Here is an 18,919-nt window from a genome sequence, read left to right as displayed (position 1 = left end):
TGGGCGCGGGCGCGTCACCCGTCGTCGGTGACCGCCGGTGACCAGCGGCGTTCGTGCTGATCAGCTGCGGCCGGCGGCCGGCTCGCGGAGTTGTCCACAGGGGTGGTGATCGTCGGTGGACCGCGGGACAGTGGATCCATGCAGGGGGTGTGGCGCGAACTGGCCGGCCTGGTGTTGCCGGTCGCCTGTGCGGGGTGTGGCCGACCGCGTACGGAGCTGTGCGGGCGGTGCCGTCGGGCGCTGGGAAGGGACGGCCGAGGGGCACGGCGGGTGCGTCCGCGTCCGGTGCCACCGGGGCTGCCCGGGGTGTGGGCGGGCGCGCCGTACGAAGACGAGGTGCGGGCGGTGCTGCTCGCGCACAAGGAGCGCGGTGCCCTGCGGCTGGCCGGGCCGCTGGGGCGGGTACTGGCCGGGGCGGTGCGGGGGCCGTGGCGCGGGGGCGAGCCGCTGCTGCTGGTGCCGGTGCCGTCGGCCCGCAGGGCCGTGGCGGGCCGAGGCCATGATCCGGTGCGCCGGATCGCCCTGGCGGCAGCCCGCGAGCTGCGCCGGCCGGGGGCGGCTGCTGCTGCTGCGCCGGCGGGGACGGGGGTGGGGGAGGGGGTGGGGCCCCCACCCGAGCGGCCAGGCGCCCCACCCCCAGCAGCCCACGTCCTCCCCGCCCTCCACCAGCTCCGCCCCGTGGCTGACCAGGCGGGGCTGAGTGCCCCGGAGCGGCTGGCGAATCTGGCCGGGGCACTGGGGGTGCGGCGTGGGGCCGAGCGGCTGCTGAGCGGGCGGCCAGTGGTGCTGGTGGACGACCTGGTCACGACAGGGGCCACGCTGGCCGAGGCGGCCCGGGCGGTCACGGCGGCAGGTGGCCAGGTGATCGGCGCGGCGGTGGTGGCGGCGCCCACCGGCAGCTTCGGGCGTCCCGGCAACAGCTTCGACACCGGCCGCGGTCCCCGTACCGGAGGCCCCGCCACGGCCGGCCGCAGTCCCCGAGCCGACGGCCCCGCCACGGCCGGCAGCGGTTACGGCACGGGCGGCAGCGCAGTCGGCGGCGGTCACGGCACGGGCGGCAGTGCAGTCGGCGGCGGTCCCGGCATAGGCGGCAGCGCAGCCGGCAGTGGTTACGGCACGGCCCGTAGGTGTGACGGTGCCCCTGTCGGCCGTAACGGCAGCGCCGGGCCCCGGCCGGGTACGGCCGACCACCGGACGGATTCAGCTCGCAAGTAGGAACTTCTGCAACTCGCAAGTAGGAACTTCAACCGGCAAGTAGTCGAGGAGAAAAAATCACTCAAACGGAGCCGAGGGCTGCGAGGGGGTGCCGACAACAGCCCAGGAGAGCTATGTTCGGTTGTGAGGACTTGGCGGACGTTTTGCCTCGGATGTCGCGATGGTGCGTTCAGGGGCGCCGGCGGCGACCCTGAAAAAATGGGGGAGTGGAGATCGTGCCGTGTGGGGAGGAGGAGGTGAAAGTGCCAAGTCCGAGGCTTCGGCACCCACCGGAGCCTGGTGCAAGAAGGAATCGCCCCGCTTGCTGAGCGGTGCGATCCGGGAACGGAGTTCTGCGTGGACATCGTCGTCAAGGGCCGCAAGACCGAGGTGCCCGAGCGGTTCCGTAAGCACGTGGCCGAGAAGCTGAAGCTGGAGAAAGTCCAGAAGCTCGACGCCAAGGTGATCAGCCTGGACGTCGAGGTGTCCAAGGAGCACAACCCGCGGCAGGCCGACCGTTCCGACCGAGTGGAGATCACGCTTCGCTCCCGTGGCCCGGTGGTCCGGGCCGAGGCGGCCGCAGCCGATCCCTACGCCGCGCTGGACCTGGCAACCGCAAAGCTGGAGGCGCGCCTGCGCAAGCAGCACGACAAGCGCTTCTCACGCCGCGGCAACGGGCGCATTCCGGCGAGTGAGGTCGCCGTCAGCGTCCCCGGCGTCGCGAGCCTGAACACCAACGGTGAACTCGCCACCGAAGCCGAAGAGTCGGTGCCGACCACGAGGATGGGATCGATCGACGTCCAGGGCGAAGGACCCCTGATCGTCCGCGAGAAGACCCACTCGGCCGCACCGATGTCGCTCGACCAGGCGCTCAACGAGATGGAATTGGTCGGACACGACTTCTATCTCTTCGTCGACGCCGACACCAAGCTGCCGAGTGTCGTCTACCGGCGGCACGCATACGACTATGGCGTCATCCACTTGAACCCCGATTCGTTCGGGGAGGAGGAGCCCGGCGGCGCAGGCGGCGCGCTGGGCGGCTGAACCCCACTCGCTCGGTGCCCCCGGCGTACGCCCGGGGGCACCATCGTGCCCGGAGATAGCAGGAGTTGAAGCCGTATAGTGTTTGTGCCAGCCAGGCAGTATGTGGGCACCAAACGGCGACATGCCGGGGAGACGGTCGTATGGCGTTGATCGGGCTGGCCGCAGGGGGCTGTTGTCAACCAGCCTTATTTCCAAGCTCTGGCCTTCCGGCCGAGTAGTTGACGGGGAGGATCCATGGGGGAAAGTTTCGGGCCCGTGCGCGGGGACGCGGACGACGACAGCGGAGTCGGGGGCGACGACGGCGCCGGCCGGTCCGTGAGCGTGCCGCGCAAGGAGCCGATCAGGGTCCTGGTGGTGGACGATCATGCGCTCTTCCGGCGGGGTCTGGAGATCGTGCTGGCCCAGGAAGAGGACATCCAGGTCGTCGGCGAGGCGGGGGACGGCGCGGAGGCGGTCGACAAGGCCGCAGATCTGCTGCCGGACATCGTGCTGATGGACGTACGGATGCCCAAGCGCGGCGGTATCGAGGCGTGCACCTCCATCAAGGAGGTGGCCCCCAGCGCGAAGATCATCATGCTCACGATCAGCGACGAAGAGGCCGATCTCTACGACGCGATCAAGGCCGGCGCCACCGGTTACCTCCTCAAGGAGATCTCCACCGACGAGGTGGCGACCGCGATCCGCGCCGTCGCGGACGGCCAGTCGCAGATCAGCCCGTCGATGGCGTCGAAGCTCCTGACGGAGTTCAAGTCGATGATCCAGCGGACGGACGAGCGCCGGCTGGTGCCCGCGCCCCGGCTCACCGACCGTGAGCTGGAGGTCCTCAAGCTGGTTGCCACGGGCATGAACAACCGCGACATCGCCAAGGAACTCTTCATTTCCGAGAACACCGTGAAGAACCACGTCCGCAACATCCTGGAGAAGCTGCAGCTGCACTCCCGGATGGAGGCGGTGGTCTACGCGATGCGGGAGAAGATCCTCGAGATCCGCTGACCGGTTCCGCCGACCGCGAGCCTTACGCGCCCCCGCTACGCGCCCCCGCGGGTGAGCTCGGTGCGCAGGGCGGCGGCCAGCTGGGGGTCGTCGCATCGGTCGACGCGTACGGAGTCGCAGCCGACCCAGGTCGCGGCCTCCCGCAGGGCCCGGGCCATGGGGGCGACGGCCTTGCGGTCGCGCATGGAGACCTGGCGGGCGACGAGGGTGGTGCCCTCGCGGGCCGGGTCGACGCGGCCGACCAGCTGTCCGCCGGCCAGCAGGGGCATCGCGAAATAGCCGTGTATGCGCTGCGGGCGGGGGACGTACGCCTCCAGGCGGTGGGTGAAGCCGAAGATCCGCTCCGTGCGCGGCCGGTCCCAGATCAGGGAGTCGAACGGGGAGAGCAGGGTCGTACGGTGCCGGCCGCGCGGTGCGGTGGCGAGGGCGGCGGGATCGGCCCAGGCGGGCTTGGCCCAGCCTTCGACCTCCACCGGGACCAGCCCGGAGTCGGCGATCACCGCGTCGACCTGCTCGCCCTTCAGCCGGTGGTAGTCCGCCAGATCGGCGCGGGTGGCCACGCCCAGTGCCGTACCGGCCTGGGCGACCAGGCGGCGGAGGCATTCGGCGTCGTCGAGGTCGTCGTGCAGCAGCTCGGTGGGGACGGCGCGCTCGGCGAGGTCGTAGACGCGCTTCCAGGCCCGCCGCTCGGTGCAGACCACGTCGCCGGTGTCCAGCAGCCACTCGACCGCGATCTTGGTCTCGGACCAGTCCCACCACTCCCCGCCGTTGCGGCCGCCGCCCAGCTCGGACGTGGTCAGCGGGCCGTCGGCCGCCAGCCGGGCCAGGACGCCGGCGCAGGACCGCTCGGAGTCCTTCATGACGTGCCAGCGGTGGCCCTTGGCGCGCCGGGCGCGGCGGCGGAAGGCGAAGTGCGGCCACTCCTCGATGGGCAGGATGCAGGCGGCGTGCGACCAGTATTCGAAGCTGTGGGGGCGCGCCGCGGGTGTGCCCCCGTCGGCGCTGCTCCAGTAGGCGGCCTCGACGGCGGGGCGGCCGACCGCGCCGAGGCGGGCGTACGGCACGAGCTCGTGCGAGCGGGCCAGCACGGAGATCGTGTCGAGCTGCACCGCGCCCAGATGGCGCAGCACACCGCGGACGCCCGCCCGGCGGTCCGGGGCGCCCAGGAGGCCCTGCGCCCGCAGCGCCAGGCGGCGGGCGTCGTCGCGGGAGAGGGCGGTCACGGGCTTCGGCTGCTGCGGTGGCTGCGTGGCGGCGGTCATGTTCGCACAGCGTAGGGGCGGGCACTGACAACGCCCGGTCGAGGCCTGTGACCTGCGGAGCTGCGGCGGATCGCTCAGCGCGGGCAGGGCAGGTACGGCGTCGTGCCCGCCGTGGGACGGCCTTGCTCGGCGGTGCCCGCGGCCTTGGTCCCGTCGGCCGTGTCCGTGTTTCCGGCCAGGTCGTCCGTGTCCCCGGCCAGGTCGTAGGGGAGCAGGGAGCCGATCCATACGTCCCGGCGGGTGCCCTCGTGCACCAGCTTGGCGCGGAGCGTGCCCTCCATGTGGAAGCCCAGTTTGCGGGCGACGGCGCGGGAGCCCTCGTTGCCGGCCTCCGCGAGCCACTCCATGCGCTCCACGCCCAGCTCACCGAAGGCCCAGCGCAGCACCGCGCGGGCGGCCTCGACGGTGTAGCCGCGGCCGCGGTGTTCCTTGGCGGTCCAGTAGCCCAGCTCGGCCTGGCGCTCGGGGGCGCGCAACTGGGTGAGGCGGACCAGGCCCATCGAGCCGATCAAGGAGCCGTCGGCCCGGGAGACCACGGCGAAGGTGTAGGCGGTGTCGTCCCGCCAGCCCTCGGGGACGGCCGTCCCGACGAACTGCTCCGCGTCCCGGAGGCCGTAGGGTGAAGGCACGGCCGTCCAGCGCGGGATGTCGGGATCCTGGCAGGCGGCGTACACCGCGGGCGCGTCCGACGGCTCGAAGGGGCGCAGCACCAGACGCTCGGTCGTGAGGGTGACGGGCTTCATGATCTGAGTCTGCAAGTTCGCGGAAGGCGTCGCGAGCGGTTTTCGCGTGATTCGAGGCACCTGCCCGGCACCTTCTCCGGGGCTCGTGCGTTCACGTGAGGAGGGGAAGGCGGGGTTCGCTGCGGCGGACCTCCCGGCCCGGCGGCGTCCTCCCTTACGATGGCCGTTGCGGCGGGGCCTGCCCCCTTGGAAAAATGCCGCGCCCGCGCACTCGACCGTGCAGGCCCGACCGGCAAGGAGACCAGCCCAAGTGTCCGTCTTGACGAAGATCATGCGTGCAGGCGAAGGAAAGATCCTGCGCAAACTGCACCGCATCGCGGGCCAGGTCAACTCCATCGAGGAGGACTTCGCGGCCCTCTCCGACGCCGAGCTGCGGGCGCTCACGGACGAGTACAAGGAGCGGTACGCCGACGGCGAGAGCCTGGACGACCTGCTCCCCGAGGCGTTCGCCACGGTCCGTGAGGCCGCCAAGCGCGTCCTCGGCCAGCGGCACTACGACGTCCAGCTGATGGGCGGCGCGGCCCTTCACCTGGGATACGTCGCCGAGATGAAGACCGGTGAGGGCAAGACCCTGGTCGGTACCCTCCCGGCGTATCTGAACGCGCTGTCCGGCAAGGGCGTCCACCTGATCACGGTCAACGACTACCTGGCCGAGCGTGACTCCGAGATGATGGGCCGGGTCCACAAGTTCCTGGGCCTGAGGGTCGGTTGCATCCTCGCCGACATGACGCCGGCCCAGCGCCGCGAGCAGTACAGCTGCGACATCACCTACGGCACGAACAACGAGTTCGGCTTCGACTACCTCCGCGACAACATGGCCTGGTCGCAGGACGAACTCGTCCAGCGCGGCCACAACTTCGCGATCGTCGACGAGGTCGACTCGATCCTCGTCGACGAGGCCCGTACGCCGCTGATCATCTCCGGCCCGGCGGACTCGGCCACCAAGTGGTACGGCGACTTCGCCAAGTTGGTGCAGCGCCTCAAGCGCGGCGAGGCGGCCAACCCGCAGCGCGGCGTCGAGGAGACCGGCGACTACGACGTCGACGAGAAGAAGCGGACCGTCGGCATCCACGAGTCCGGCGTCAGCAAGGTCGAGGACTGGCTGGGCATCGACAACCTCTACGAGTCGGTCAACACCCCGCTCGTCGGTTACCTCAACAACGCCATCAAGGCCAAGGAGCTCTTCAAGAACGACAAGGACTACGTCGTCATCGACGGCGAAGTCATGATCGTCGACGAGCACACCGGCCGTATCCTCGCCGGCCGCCGCTACAACGAGGGCATGCACCAGGCCATCGAGGCGAAGGAAGGCGTGGAGATCAAGGACGAGAACCAGACGCTCGCCACGATCACCCTGCAGAACTTCTTCCGCCTCTACGACAAGCTCTCCGGCATGACCGGTACGGCCATGACCGAGGCCGCCGAGTTCCACCAGATCTACAAGCTCGGCGTCGTCCCGATCCCGACGAACCGGCCGATGATCCGCAAGGACCAGGCGGACCTGATCTACCGCACCGAGCCCGCGAAGTTCGACGCGGTCGTCGAGGACATCGTCGAGAAGCACGGCAAGGGCCAGCCGATCCTGGTCGGCACGACGTCCGTGGAGAAGTCCGAGTACCTCTCCCAGCAGCTCAACAAGCGCGGTGTGCCGCACGAGGTCCTCAACGCCAAGCAGCACGACCGGGAGGCGTCGATCGTCGCCCAGGCCGGCCGCAAGGGCGCCGTCACGGTCGCCACCAACATGGCCGGCCGCGGTACGGACATCAAGCTCGGCGGCAACCCCGACACCCTCGCCGAGGCGGAGCTGCGCCAGATGGGGCTCGACCCGGTCGAGCACGTCGAGGAGTGGGCGGCCGCGCTGCCCGCCGCCCTGGAGCGCGCCGAGGCCGCGGTCAAGGCGGAGTTCGAGGAGGTCAAGGAGCTCGGCGGGCTGTACGTGCTCGGCACCGAGCGGCACGAGTCGCGCCGGATCGACAACCAGCTGCGCGGCCGCTCCGGCCGTCAGGGCGACCCGGGCGAGTCGCGGTTCTACCTCTCCCTCGGTGACGACCTGATGCGGCTGTTCAAGGCCCAGATGGTCGAGCGGGTCATGGCGATGGCCAACGTCCCCGACGACGTCCCGATCGAGAACAAGATGGTGACCCGGGCGATCGCCTCGGCCCAGTCGCAGGTCGAGCAGCAGAACTTCGAGACCCGCAAGAACGTCCTGAAGTACGACGAGGTGCTCAACCGCCAGCGCGAGGTCATCTACGGCGAGCGCCGCCGCGTCCTGGAGGGCGAGGACCTGCAGGACCAGATCAAGCACTTCATGGACGACACCATCGACGCCTACATCCAGGCGGAGACCGTCGAGGGCTTCGCGGAGGAGTGGGACCTGGACCGTCTGTGGGGCGCGTTCAAGCAGCTCTACCCGGTGAAGGTGACCGTCGAGGAGCTGGAGGAGGAGGCCGGCGACCGCGCGGGCCTGACCGCCGAGTTCATCGCCGACGCCGTCAAGGACGACATCCACGAGCAGTACGCCGCCCGTGAGGAGCAGCTCGGCTCGGAGATCATGCGCGAGCTGGAGCGCCGGGTCGTGCTGTCGGTCCTGGACCGCAAGTGGCGTGAGCACCTCTACGAGATGGACTACCTCCAGGAGGGCATCGGCCTGCGGGCGATGGCCCAGAAGGACCCGCTGGTCGAGTACCAGCGCGAGGGCTTCGACATGTTCACCGCCATGATGGAGGGCATCAAGGAGGAATCCGTCGGCTACCTGTTCAACCTGGAGGTCCAGGTCGAGCAGCAGGTCGAGGAGGTCCCGGTGGAGGAGGCCGCGGAGCTGCCCGCGCAGGAGGCGGTGCCCGCCGGTGCGGGGCGTCCGGAGATCCACGCCAAGGGCCTGGAGGCGCCGCAGCGCCCGGACCGGCTGCACTTCACCGCTCCCAAGGTGGACGGCGACGGCAGCGTCATCGAGGGCGACTTCATCAGCGACGAGGAGCCGGGTGGGCCGGCCCGTTCCGAGGCGGACGGGCTGACCCGCGCGGAGCGGCGCAAGGCCCAGAAGAGCGGCGGCCGACGCCGCAAGAAGTGAGTACGGGACGGTGACCGGGGCCGGGCGGAGCACGCCCGGCCCGGACCGTGCGGGGCGCCTCGGCCGGAGACCGGCCGGGGCGCTTTCGTCTGCGGACGGCCGGGTCATGACACCGGGCCCGGGAGGGCGGGGGCGGGGCCGATGTCGAGGGCGGCGCAGCGCCAGCGGGAGTCGGCGCCCAGCTCCAGCCGGAAGGCCAGGGCGCGCAGCCGTTCGCCGGTGGTGATCCGGGCGAACGCCTCGATGACCCCGCGCCGTGGCCGGCACAGCCCGCACTCGCTCACCGTCGGCACGGGCCCGCGCCGCCCGGACCCCAGGACGGGCCGCAGCGGCGCCTGCGGGGCGAGCTCGGCCAGCCGGTCGTAGGCGGCGGGCAGCGCATGCCCCAGCAGGGCGTGGACGGGCCGCTGGCCGCTGAGGGTGAGCACCAGTTGGTGGGCGAACCAGAGGTGCGGCCGGCTCTCCTGTGCCCGGCGCTGGGCCCCGACGGTGGGAAGCGGGACGGTACGGGCCGGCCCGCGGCCGGCGGGGACGGGGCCGCGGCGCGTCGTGCCGGGGCGGCGGCCGCGCGAACCGGGGCCGCTGCCGGCCGGGCCGAGGGGGCCGCGGCCCGCGGGGTTCGACCGACGGGGGCGGGGGACGGCCGGCCCGCCGTCCCGACCGCCGGCCGGTGCGATGCCCGGTGGTGGCGGGGGTGCGTCGCCCGTCGCGCCGTTCCCATCGGTCGTGCTCCTGCTCCCGGCCCCGGGCAGGATGTCGTCCCCGGTCATCGGGGCCTCCCTGGTCATCGGGGCGTTCCCGGTCATCGCGTCGTTCCTGGTCATGTGGTCCCCCTTCGCTCTCCCCCGCCCGGATTACTGGGCGGTAGCTTTTCGGTGGGGATCTTCGTATCGGCGGGGGCGGAGCGGCGGCAAGGCGCGGGAACCGGCCCGGGGCGGGGGTGCGGGATTCACTCTTCCGTGGCGCGGGCCCGGCACAGAGCCTTTGTGGGCCGCTCCCGGAGGGGGCCGGGCGGGGCCCGGGAGCGGCCGGGCGGGCGGCACGATGGGGGACTCCCGCCCGTATGCTGGCGGGACAGTCCCCCACACCGAGCGAAACGAGCGGAAGCGGCTGCCATGCGCGTCTATGTCCCCCTGACCCTTTCCGGTCTCGCAGAGGCGCACAAGAGCGGTGAGCTGGGCCCCGGCCCGCTGGCCGCGTTCGCCGTCACGCCGGCGCTGCGCGAGTGGTACGTCTCGGACGACATCGAGGAGCTGGAGTACGCGGCGCTGAACCGCGCGGCCCAGGCGTCGCTGCGTCAGCTCGCCGGTGACCCGCAGGCCCCGCGGCGACGGGTCGTGGTGGCCGTGGACGTGCCGGACGGCGCCGCGGTGCCGGACCCGGACCGCGGGCTCGACCCGTCGGGCCTCGGCGAGGTGCGGGTCCCGGGGCCGGTGCCGCTGTCGAAGGCCGCTGCCGTGCACGTCGACGCCACGGACGCCGAGACGGACGTCGCGGCGGCCGCGGCGGCGCTGGGTGCGGCGGACCAGGGCGACGACGACGCGCAGTTCACGGTGGACGGCGCAGAGGACCATGACCTGATGTGGTTCGGGGTGCAGGAGATCTCCGAGCTGATCGCCTGAGGCCGGATCGCGGCGGGGGCGGGCCGGCCCGGCGCCGGCCGTCACGGGGGTCCGGGGCGCGTTGTCAGTGGGCCCGGGTACTTTTTCTTCAGGGGAGGCGCACGGACCGCACGAGAGGTCCGGGCACAGGAAGCGACCTGGGGAAAGCATGGGGAAGTACGCGACACACATCGTCTGGGACTGGAACGGCACGCTGTTCCACGACATCGACGCCGTCATCGGGGCGACCAACTCCGCCTTCGCCGAGATCGGTCTGGAGCCGATCACGCTGGAGTTGTATCGCGAGCTGTACTGCGTCCCCGTGCCGCGCTTCTACGAGCGGCTGATGGGGCGACTGCCGACGGAGGCCGAGTGGCTGGTGATGGACGAGACGTTCCACCGGCACTACGCCGAGCACCGGCTGGCGTGCGGGCTCGCGGAGGGCGTGGACCTGCTGCTGGAGGCGTGGCAGACGGCCGGCGGCAGTCAGTCGATCCTCAGCATGTTCGGGCACGAGGAGCTGATACCCCTGGTCCGGGGCTTCGGGATCGAGTCGCGGTTCGTGCTGGTCGAGGGACGGACCGGGCCGTCCGGCGGCACCAAGGCGGCGCAGATGGTGCGCCACCTGGCGGCGCTCACGGAGGTGGACCCGGGCCGTACGGTCGTGATCGGTGACGCGGTGGACGATGCGGTGGCCGCGCGGGAGGCGGGCGCCTCGGCGGTGCTCTACACGGGCGGCTCGCACAGCCGCGCCAGCCTGGAGACCGCCGCGGTGCCGGGAGTCCCGGTCGTCGACACCCTCGCCGAGGCCGTGGAGCTTGCGGGCGCCATGGTGGCGTAGGGGCACCCCCCGGGGACGCCGATGCCGGGGTTCCGGTGCCGGGGCTGCGTGGTCCGGCACCAGACACCGCCCGGCAGGTCGCTTTTCGGCCACGCATGCTCCGGCCCGGCAGTACGTTGTCCAGAAGGGCCAAGTTCGGGCAGAGGTTTTGTACTCCCACGGCCCATGACGGCACCCGTACCGGGAGCGATAGCCTTGCACCGTGATCAGCGCGATAACCCGCGGGGGCATCGAGGCCCCTGCCGTGCGCCCGGGACACTTCCGTGACCGGGCGGTCGCTGGTCGTTGCGGCCGACACTTGCTGCCGACTTCGTCCGAGAATGTCGACAACGGCACGGCCTCCCCTCATCGCGGTACATCGCCGGCAGTGACAGGACACCCCGCGTCACGGCGTTGTGCGGCTTCCACACAGTTCTTCCACAACGTCACGCAACGGCGCGCGACAGGAGCCAGAGGACATGCAGACCAAGCTGGACGAAGCCAAGAACGAGCTGCTCGCCAGGGCCGCCCGGGTCGTTGAGAGCAGCCCGGCCGGGGGCAAGCACCCGGTACGGGGGATCGACCCGGACACCCTCGCGGGATACCTCCAGCGGTACTACCTGCACACCGCCCCCGAGGACCTGATCGACCGCGACCCGGTCGACGTCTTCGGCGCCGCGCTCTCGCACTACCGCCTTGCGCAGACGCGCCCCCAGGGCACCGCCAACGTCCGGGTGCACACCCCGACCGTCGAGGAGAACGGCTGGACCTGCAGCCACTCCGTCGTCGAGGTCGTCACCGACGACATGCCGTTCCTGGTCGACTCGGTCACCAACGAGCTCTCCCGGCAGGGCCGCGGCATCCACGTCGTCATCCACCCGCAGGTCACCGTCCGCCGCGACGTCGCCGGCGAGCTCATCGAGCTCCTCGACACCAACGGCGACGCCCACGGCAACGGCAAGGCCAAGGCCGCCGAGCTGCCGCACGACGCGGTGACCGAGTCCTGGATCCACGTCGAGATCGACCGGGAGACCGACCGCGAGGACCTGACGCAGATCACCGCCGATCTGCTGCGGGTGCTGTCCGACGTCCGCGAGGCCGTCGAGGACTGGGAGAAGATGCGCGCCGGCGCGCTGCGCATCGCCGACCAGCTGCCCACCGAGCCGCTCGCCGACGACCTGCGCGAACTGGAGGTGGAAGAGGCCCAGGAGCTGCTGCGCTGGCTGTCCGACGACCACTTCACCTTCCTCGGCTACCGCGAGTACGAGCTGGGCTCCGCGCCCGGTGAGGGCGGCACCCAGGAGGACGTGCTGACCGCGGTGCCCGGCACCGGCCTGGGCATCCTGCGCGCCGACCCGCCGCACCGCGAGAGCGACGCCGGCCACCCGGTCTCGCCGTCCTTCAACCGGCTGCCCGCGGACGCCCGCGCCAAGGCCCGCGAGCACAAGCTGCTGATCCTGACCAAGGCCAACAGCCGCGCCACCGTCCACCGCCCGTCCTACCTCGACTACGTCGGCGTCAAGAAGTTCGACGAGCAGGGCAACGTCATCGGTGAGCGGCGCTTCCTGGGCCTGTTCTCCTCGGCCGCGTACACCGAATCGGTGCGCCGGGTGCCGGTCATCCGCCGCAAGGTCGCCGAGGTCCTGGACGGCGCGGGCTTCAGCCCGGACAGCCACGACGGCCGCGACCTGCTGCAGATCCTGGAGACCTACCCCCGCGACGAGCTGTTCCAGACGCCCGTCGACGAGCTGCGGTCCATCGCCACCAGCGTGCTGTACCTCCAGGAGCGGCGCCGGCTGCGGCTCTTCCTGCGCCAGGACGAGTACGGCCGCTACTACTCCGCGCTGGTCTACCTCCCGCGCGACCGCTACACCACCGCCGTCCGGCTGCGCCTGATCGAGATCCTCAAGGAGGAACTGGGCGGCACCAGCGTCGACTTCACGGCCTGGAACACCGAGTCCGTGCTGTCCCGGCTGCACTTCGTCATCCGCGTCCCGGCCGGCTCCACCCTCCCCGACCTCACCGACGCCGACGCGGACCGCATCGAGAACCGTCTGGTGGAGGCCGCCCGCTCCTGGTCCGACGGGTTCGGTGAGGCCCTGACCGCCGAGGTCGGCGAGGAGCGCGCCGCCGAGCTGCAGCGCCGCTACAGCCACGCCTTCCCCGAGGGCTACAAGGCCGACAACAGCCCGCGCAGCGCGGTCGCCGACCTGACCCACCTGGAGAAGCTCACCGAGGAGCCCGGCGAGGACTTCTCCGTCAGCCTCTACGAGCCGGTCGGCGCCGGCCCCGGCGAGCGCCGCTTCAAGATCTACCGCAGGGGCGAGCAGGTCTCGCTGTCGCGGGTGCTGCCCGGTCTGAACCGCCTGGGCGTCGAGGTCGTCGACGAGCGCCCGCACGAGCTGCGCCTGGCCGACGGCAGCCGCGCCTGGATCTACGACTTCGGCCTGCGGATGCCGGAGCACATCAAGGGCGACGACGCCCGCGAGCGCTTCCAGGACGCCTTCACCGCGGTGTGGACCGGCGCCGCCGAGAGCGACAACTTCAACAAGCTGGTGCTCCGGGCCGGCCTCAACTGGCGCCAGGCCATGGTGCTGCGGGCCTACGCCAAGTACCTGCGGCAGGCGGGCTCCACGTTCAGCCAGACGTACATGGAGGACACCCTCGCCAACAACGTCCACACCACCCGGCTGCTGGTCTCGCTGTTCGAGGCGCGGATGTCCCCGGAGCGGCAGAGCGCCGGCCGGGAGCTGACCGACGGGCTGCTGGAGGAGCTGGACGGCGCCCTGGACCAGGTCGCGTCCCTGGACGAGGACCGCATCCTGCGGGCCTTCCTGACCGTCATCAAGGCGACCCTGCGCACGAACCACTACCAGAAGAACCGCCACGGCGAGCCGCACGGCTACCTGTCGATGAAGCTGGACCCGCAGGCCATCCCCGACCTGCCGGCGCCCCGCCCGGCGTACGAGATCTGGGTGTACTCCCCCCGAGTCGAGGGCGTCCACCTCCGCTTCGGCAAGGTCGCGCGCGGTGGTCTGCGCTGGTCGGACCGCCGGGAGGACTTCCGTACGGAGATCCTCGGCCTGGTCAAGGCGCAGATGGTCAAGAACACCGTCATCGTGCCGGTCGGCGCGAAGGGCGGCTTCGTCGGCAAGCAGCTGCCGGACCCGGCGCAGGACCGGGACGCCTGGCTGGCCGAGGGCATCGCCAGCTACCGGACCTTCATCTCCGGCCTGCTGGACATCACCGACAACCTGGTCGGCGGCGAGGTCGTCCACCCCAAGGACGTGGTCCGGCACGACGAGGACGACACGTACCTGGTCGTCGCCGCCGACAAGGGCACCGCGACCTTCTCCGACATCGCCAACGAGGTCGCCGAGTCCTACGGCTTCTGGCTCGGGGACGCCTTCGCCTCCGGCGGCAGCGCCGGCTACGACCACAAGGGCATGGGCATCACCGCCCGCGGCGCCTGGGAGTCGGTCAAGCGGCACTTCCGCGAGCTGGGCGTGAACACCCAGACCGAGGACTTCACCGTCGTCGGCGTCGGCGACATGTCCGGTGACGTCTTCGGCAACGGCATGCTGCTCAGCGAGCACATCCGGCTGGTCGCCGCCTTCGACCACCGGCACATCTTCCTCGACCCCAACCCGGATGCGGCCACCTCGTACGCCGAGCGCCGCCGGCTCTTCGAGCTGCCCCGCTCGTCCTGGGCGGACTACAACACCGAGCTGCTCTCGCAGGGCGGCGGCATCCACCCGCGCTCGGCCAAGTCCATCCCGATCAACGCGCAGGTGCGGGCCGCCCTCGGCATCGAGGCCGGCGTGAAGAAGATGACCCCCGCCGATCTGATGCGGGCCATCCTCAAGGCGCCGGTCGACCTGCTGTGGAACGGCGGCATCGGCACCTACGTGAAGTCCTCGGTGGAGTCGCACGCCGATGTGGGCGACAAGTCCAACGACGCGATCCGCGTCAACGGCGAGGACCTGCGGGTCAAGGTCGTGGGCGAGGGCGGCAACCTGGGTCTGACCCAGCTGGGCCGGATCGAGTTCGCCACGGCCGGCGGGAAGATCAACAACGACGCGATCGACAACAGCGCCGGTGTGGACACCTCCGACCACGAGGTCAACATCAAGATCCTGCTCAACGCCGTCGTCACCGAGGGCGACATGACGGTCAAGCAGCGCAACAAGCTGCTGGCCGAGATGACCGACGAGGTCGGCGCGCTGGTGCTGCGCAACAACTACGCGCAGAACACCGCCCTGGCCCTGGCCATCGCCCAGTCGTCGAGCATGCTCCACGCCCAGCAGCGGTTCATGCGCCGCCTGGTGCGGGACGGCCACCTCGACCGGGCGCTGGAGTTCCTGCCCACCGACCGGCAGATCCGCGAGCGGCTGACCGCCGGCCGCGGCCTGACCCAGCCCGAGACCGCGGTGCTGCTGGCCTACACCAAGATCACCGTCGCCGACGCGCTGATCAAGACCGGGCTGCCGGACGACCCGTACCTCCAGCGGCTGCTGCACGCCTACTTCCCCTCGGCGCTGTACGAGCGGTTCCCCGAGCAGGTCGACGGGCACGCGCTGAGCCGCGAGATCGTCACGACGGTGCTGGTCAACGACACCGTCAACACCGGCGGTACGAGCTTCCTGCACCGGATGCGGGAGGAGACCGGCGCCTCCCTCGAAGAGGTCGTCAGGGCGCACACCGCGGCCCGCGCGATCTTCCGGCTCAACCAGGTCTGGGACGACGTCGAGGCGCTCGACAATGTCGTCGCGGCCGACGTCCAGACCCGGATCCGGCTGCACTCCCGCCGGCTGGTCGAGCGCGGCACCCGCTGGCTGCTCAACAACCGCCCGCAGCCGCTGGCGCTGTCGGAGACCATCGACTTCTTCTCCGAGCGGGTCGGGGAGGTCTGGACGCAGCTGCCGAAGCTGCTCCAGGGCAGCGACCTGGAGTGGTTCGAGACGATCCTGGAGGAGCTGACCGGCGCGGGCGTGCCCGAGCAGCTGGCCGTGCAGGTGTCCGGCTTCTCGTCGGTCTTCCCGGCGCTGGACATCGTCGCGGTCGCCGACCGGATCGGCAAGGAGCCGCTGGAGGTCGCCGAGGTCTACTACGACCTGGGGGACCGGCTGCGGATCAACCAGCTCCTCGACCGGATCCTGGAGCTGCCGCGCAACGACCGCTGGCAGTCGATGGCCCGCGCCTCGATCCGCGAGGACCTCTTCGCGGCGCACGCGGCGCTGACCGCGGACGTGCTGTCGGTGGGCAACGGCTCCTCGACGCCGGAGCAGCGGTTCAAGGCGTGGGAGCAGGCCAACGCGGCGATCCTGAGCCGTGCCCGGGCGACGCTGGAGGAGATCCACGGCTCGGAGGGCTTCGACCTGGCCAACCTCTCCGTCGCCATGCGGACCATGCGCACCCTGCTGCGTACGCACAGCTGAGCCGCCCGGCAGGACGGTGCGCACGGCGACGGCCCCGGAGCACAAGGCTCCGGGGCCGTTCCCGTTGCGGCGCCGCGCGGGCTACCTGCCGGTCTCCTTCTCGTAGGCCTTGATGACCTCGTCGGTGGGACCGTCCATCAGCAGTTCGCCGCGTTCCAGCCACAGCACGCGGTCGCAGGTGTCGCGGATGGACTTGTTGTTGTGGCTGACCAGGAAGACCGTGCCGGCCTCCTTGCGCAGCTCGCGGATCCGGGCCTCGGAGCGCTTCTGGAAGGCCCGGTCGCCGGTGGCCAGCGCCTCGTCGATCATCAGCACGTCGTGGTCCTTGGCCGCGGCGATGGAGAACCGCAGCCGCGCGGCCATGCCGGAGGAGTAGGTGCGCATCGGCAGCGAGATGAAGTCGCCCTTCTCGTTGATGCCGGAGAAGTCGACGATCCCGTCGTAGCGCTCACGGATCTGCTCGCGGCTCATGCCCATGGCCAGACCGCCGAGGACGACGTTCTTCTCGCCGGTCAGGTCGTTCATCAGGGCCGCGTTGACGCCCAGCAGGGAGGGCTGGCCGTGGGTGTAGACCTTGCCCCGCTCGGCCGGCAGCAGGCCGGCGACCGCCTTGAGCAGGGTGGACTTGCCCGAGCCGTTGGAGCCGATCAGGCCGATGGACTCGCCGCGGTAGGCGGTGAAGGACACGCCCTTGACCGCGTGGACCTCGCGCACACCGGTGGAGGGCTTGCGGCGGACGATGCGGTTCAGGGCCGCGGTGGCGCTGCCCTTGCCGGCGCCCGTGCCGTACACGCGGTAGACGATGTGCAGATCGTCCGCGATCACCGTCGGGATCCGCGCCTCGGCCGCCTCGGTCGGCCGGAGGCCGTTCTTCTGCTCGGTCACGACTTCAGCCACGTCCGTAACGCTCCTCGGCCTTCCAGAAGTACACAAAGCCGGCGACACCGGCGAGCAGGGCCCAGCCGCCGGCGAACGCCCAGACGTGCGGCGGCAGTTGCTTGTGGGTGAAGCTGTCGATCAGCGCGAAGCGCATCAGGTCGATGTAGACCGCGGCCGGGTTGCCGTTGAGCAGGACCACCACGAACTGCGGGAGGTGCTTGCCCACCAGGATCCGGCTGATGCTGAACATCACGCCGGACGCGTACATCCAGGTCCGCATGATGAACGGCATCAGCTGCGCCAGGTCCGGGGTCCGGGAGCCGAGGCGCGCCATGACCATCGCCAGGCCGGTGTTGAAGATGAACTGCAGCGTCAGGGCCGGCACGATCAGCAGCCACGACCAGGTGGGCATCTGCCCGAAGCACAGCAGGATGACGACCAGCACGGCCATGGAGTACAGCAGTTGCTGTAGCTGCGCCAGGCAGAACGAGATCGGCAGGCAGGCCCGCGGGAAGTGCAGGGCGCGCACCAGACCGAGGTTGCCGGAGATCGCCCGGGTGCCGGTCATCACCGAGTTCTGGAGGAAGGTGAAGATGAAGACGCCGGTCACCAGGAACGGGATGTAGTCGGGGACGTTGTTCTTCGTGCCGAGCAGCACACCGAAGATCAAGTAGTAGACGGCCGCGTTGAGCAGCGGGGTCAGTACTTGCCAGATCTGGCCGAGCTTGGCGGTGGTGTACTGCGCGGTGACCCGGGCGGTGGCGAACGAGGTGACGAAGTACCGGCGCTGCCACAGCTGGCGGATGTACTCGGGCAGCGAGGGACGGGCGCCGCTCACCGTGAGGCCGTGGCGTTCGGCCAGCGCGCGCAGCTCGGGGTCCGGGGCGGTGCCGGGGCCGGGCGCCCGGGCGGGGGCCGGGGCCGGGGGAGTGAGGGTCTGGGGCATGGGGGCCGCTTTCGCTTGCGTACGGGGGCCGCAGAACGGAGGGCGACGACGGAACGGGTCCGTATCGTCGCGACGCCGACATTAAAGGGAGCTCGCGTCGAAACGCAACCGTAGCGTCGTGACGCTAGGCTCAAGCCATGGCAAAAGACGGCAACGGGAACGACCCCGCGGCGGGCCGCCGCGCCCCGGCGGGCGCCGCGGTACTGCGCGAGGACAAGACCGAGGCGATCCGCGCGGCGGTCTTCGCGGAGCTGGCGGCGGTGGGCTTCGCCCGGATGTCGATCGAGGGCATCGCCCGCCGCGCGGGCGTCGGGAAGACCGCCGTCTACCGGCGGTGGCGCTCCAAGCTGCATCTCGTCCTGGACGTGGTCTCCGCGGTGGCCGCCGCGGGCCTGCCGACCCCCGACACCGGGTCGCTGCGCGGGGACGTCCGGATGCTGCTGGAGGTCGCGGCCCGGGCGCTGCGGCACCCGATGGCGTCGCAGATCATCCCTGACCTGCTGGCGGAGGCGGCACGCAGCCCGGAGCTGGCCACCGCGCTGCAGGCGGCGCTGCACGACAGCCAGGAGGGCGTGGCGGCCGCGGTGGTGGCCAGTGCGGTGACCCGCGGCGAGCTGCCGCAGGACGTGGACACCCGCCTCGCGCTGGACCTGCTGACCGGCCCGCTGTACTGGCGGCTGCTGGTCGTACGCGACGAACTGCCCAAGGGCTACCTCGACGCCCTGGCGGACTCGGTGGCGGCGGCCCTCGGGGCGGAGTGACCGGAGCCGGGCGCCGGGGGAGGCGGGGCGGGGCGGGGGAGCCTCTTGGGATGGGGGCGAGGGCGGGGCCGATCCCCTAGATGAATGAGTCCGATGTTCTCAGTGGTCGAAGGCGATCAGGGATCGTTTGATCTTGGCGCCAGTGGCCCAGTTGTGCCAGATGCAGGC

Annotated in this window: 14 protein-coding genes; 8 read left to right on the top strand and 6 right to left on the bottom strand. The window is 71.1% G+C overall.

Annotated elements, in window-relative coordinates; all coding sequences use genetic code 11:
• Nucleotides 1–14: 14 nt before the first annotated feature.
• Entirely contained in the window at nt 15–140 is a 126-nt protein-coding gene (locus tag ACGF4C_RS37925) for a hypothetical protein (RefSeq protein WP_393572986.1), read from the bottom strand.
• Between the two features lie 130 nt (nt 141–270).
• On the opposite strand from ACGF4C_RS37925, the gene ACGF4C_RS37920 reads away from it, so the two are divergent.
• The 3 genes from ACGF4C_RS37920 to ACGF4C_RS37910 all read left to right on the top strand — a co-directional run bounded on the left by ACGF4C_RS37920 (nt 271) and on the right by ACGF4C_RS37910 (nt 3,231).
• Nucleotides 271–1,215, top strand: a complete 945-nt coding sequence (locus ACGF4C_RS37920; RefSeq protein ID WP_393572984.1) for a ComF family protein — start codon at nt 271–273, stop codon at nt 1,213–1,215.
• A gap of 336 nt (nt 1,216–1,551) precedes the next feature.
• Entirely contained in the window at nt 1,552–2,238 is a 687-nt protein-coding gene (gene hpf / locus ACGF4C_RS37915; protein WP_030416868.1) for a ribosome hibernation-promoting factor, HPF/YfiA family, read from the top strand.
• 234 nt (nt 2,239–2,472) lie between these two features.
• On the top strand, nt 2,473–3,231 hold the full coding sequence (locus tag ACGF4C_RS37910; protein ID WP_261951141.1) for a response regulator transcription factor: 759 nt from the start codon (nt 2,473–2,475) through the stop codon (nt 3,229–3,231).
• A 35-nt stretch (nt 3,232–3,266) separates the two neighbouring features.
• Here ACGF4C_RS37910 and ACGF4C_RS37905 read toward each other — a convergent pair whose 3' ends face one another.
• Both ACGF4C_RS37905 and ACGF4C_RS37900 read right to left on the bottom strand, forming a co-directional pair.
• Nucleotides 3,267–4,493, bottom strand: coding sequence for a winged helix-turn-helix domain-containing protein (locus ACGF4C_RS37905; RefSeq protein WP_393572981.1), 1,227 nt, complete (start codon nt 4,491–4,493; stop codon nt 3,267–3,269).
• Nucleotides 4,494–4,567: 74 nt separating this feature from the next.
• Nucleotides 4,568–5,236: a GNAT family N-acetyltransferase gene (locus ACGF4C_RS37900; RefSeq protein WP_393572979.1), complete on the bottom strand. Its 669-nt coding sequence runs from the start codon at nt 5,234–5,236 to the stop codon at nt 4,568–4,570.
• 250 nt (nt 5,237–5,486) lie between these two features.
• Here ACGF4C_RS37900 and secA point away from each other — a divergent pair, with 250 nt between their 5' ends.
• Nucleotides 5,487–8,306: a preprotein translocase subunit SecA gene (gene secA, locus ACGF4C_RS37895; RefSeq protein ID WP_393572977.1), complete on the top strand. Its 2,820-nt coding sequence runs from the start codon at nt 5,487–5,489 to the stop codon at nt 8,304–8,306.
• Nucleotides 8,307–8,410: 104 nt separating this feature from the next.
• On the opposite strand, the gene ACGF4C_RS37890 is transcribed toward secA, so the two are convergent.
• Complete coding sequence (locus ACGF4C_RS37890; RefSeq protein WP_393572975.1) at nt 8,411–9,130, bottom strand: Rv3235 family protein; 720 nt, start codon at nt 9,128–9,130, stop codon at nt 8,411–8,413.
• Between the two features lie 291 nt (nt 9,131–9,421).
• Between ACGF4C_RS37890 and ACGF4C_RS37885 the strand changes: the two genes are divergently transcribed.
• The 3 genes from ACGF4C_RS37885 (at nt 9,422) to ACGF4C_RS37875 (ending at nt 16,165) form a co-directional block, all read left to right on the top strand.
• On the top strand, nt 9,422–9,928 hold the full coding sequence (locus ACGF4C_RS37885) for a DUF6912 family protein (RefSeq protein WP_393572973.1): 507 nt from the start codon (nt 9,422–9,424) through the stop codon (nt 9,926–9,928).
• A 148-nt stretch (nt 9,929–10,076) separates the two neighbouring features.
• Nucleotides 10,077–10,748, top strand: coding sequence for an HAD family hydrolase (locus ACGF4C_RS37880; protein ID WP_201807643.1), 672 nt, complete (start codon nt 10,077–10,079; stop codon nt 10,746–10,748).
• Nucleotides 10,749–11,206: 458 nt separating this feature from the next.
• Nucleotides 11,207–16,165, top strand: a complete 4,959-nt coding sequence (locus tag ACGF4C_RS37875; RefSeq protein ID WP_393572971.1) for an NAD-glutamate dehydrogenase — start codon at nt 11,207–11,209, stop codon at nt 16,163–16,165.
• Between the two features lie 81 nt (nt 16,166–16,246).
• Here ACGF4C_RS37875 and ACGF4C_RS37870 read toward each other — a convergent pair whose 3' ends face one another.
• Nucleotides 16,247–17,062 (bottom strand): ABC transporter ATP-binding protein, encoded by an 816-nt coding sequence (locus ACGF4C_RS37870; RefSeq protein ID WP_393572969.1) that lies wholly within the window; start codon nt 17,060–17,062, stop codon nt 16,247–16,249.
• A complete protein-coding gene (locus tag ACGF4C_RS37865; RefSeq protein ID WP_393572967.1) occupies nt 17,055–17,990 on the bottom strand; it encodes an ABC transporter permease in 936 nt (311 codons plus the stop codon). The genes ACGF4C_RS37870 and ACGF4C_RS37865 overlap by 8 nt, the downstream gene beginning before the upstream one ends.
• Before the next feature lie 137 nt (nt 17,991–18,127).
• Between ACGF4C_RS37865 and ACGF4C_RS37860 the strand changes: the two genes are divergently transcribed.
• On the top strand, nt 18,128–18,751 hold the full coding sequence (locus ACGF4C_RS37860; protein ID WP_393572965.1) for a TetR/AcrR family transcriptional regulator: 624 nt from the start codon (nt 18,128–18,130) through the stop codon (nt 18,749–18,751).
• The last annotated feature ends 168 nt before the right edge of the window (nt 18,752–18,919 follow it).

The organism is Streptomyces sp. NPDC048197 (assembly GCF_043202395.1).
Taxonomy (GTDB): domain Bacteria; phylum Actinomycetota; class Actinomycetes; order Streptomycetales; family Streptomycetaceae; genus Streptomyces; species Streptomyces siderophoricus.
The sequence above is the reverse complement of the archived record's forward strand: the minus strand, read 5'-3'. Positions and strand labels throughout refer to the sequence as shown.

What these genes read in the sequence shown, in the direction of transcription:
- ACGF4C_RS37910 (WP_261951141.1), top strand. Translation starts at nt 2,473, where the DNA reads ATGGGGGAAAGTTTCGGGCCCGTGCGCGGGGACGCGGACGACGACAGC.
- ACGF4C_RS37890 (WP_393572975.1), bottom strand. Translation starts at nt 9,130, where the DNA reads ATGACCAGGAACGACGCGATGACCGGGAACGCCCCGATGACCAGGGAG.
- ACGF4C_RS37875 (WP_393572971.1), top strand. Translation starts at nt 11,207, where the DNA reads ATGCAGACCAAGCTGGACGAAGCCAAGAACGAGCTGCTCGCCAGGGCC.
- ACGF4C_RS37900 (WP_393572979.1), bottom strand. Translation starts at nt 5,236, where the DNA reads ATGAAGCCCGTCACCCTCACGACCGAGCGTCTGGTGCTGCGCCCCTTC.
- ACGF4C_RS37865 (WP_393572967.1), bottom strand. Translation starts at nt 17,990, where the DNA reads ATGCCCCAGACCCTCACTCCCCCGGCCCCGGCCCCCGCCCGGGCGCCC.
- ACGF4C_RS37860 (WP_393572965.1), top strand. Translation starts at nt 18,128, where the DNA reads ATGGCAAAAGACGGCAACGGGAACGACCCCGCGGCGGGCCGCCGCGCC.
- ACGF4C_RS37885 (WP_393572973.1), top strand. Translation starts at nt 9,422, where the DNA reads ATGCGCGTCTATGTCCCCCTGACCCTTTCCGGTCTCGCAGAGGCGCAC.
- ACGF4C_RS37880 (WP_201807643.1), top strand. Translation starts at nt 10,077, where the DNA reads ATGGGGAAGTACGCGACACACATCGTCTGGGACTGGAACGGCACGCTG.
- ACGF4C_RS37905 (WP_393572981.1), bottom strand. Translation starts at nt 4,493, where the DNA reads ATGACCGCCGCCACGCAGCCACCGCAGCAGCCGAAGCCCGTGACCGCC.
- ACGF4C_RS37925 (WP_393572986.1), bottom strand. Translation starts at nt 140, where the DNA reads ATGGATCCACTGTCCCGCGGTCCACCGACGATCACCACCCCTGTGGAC.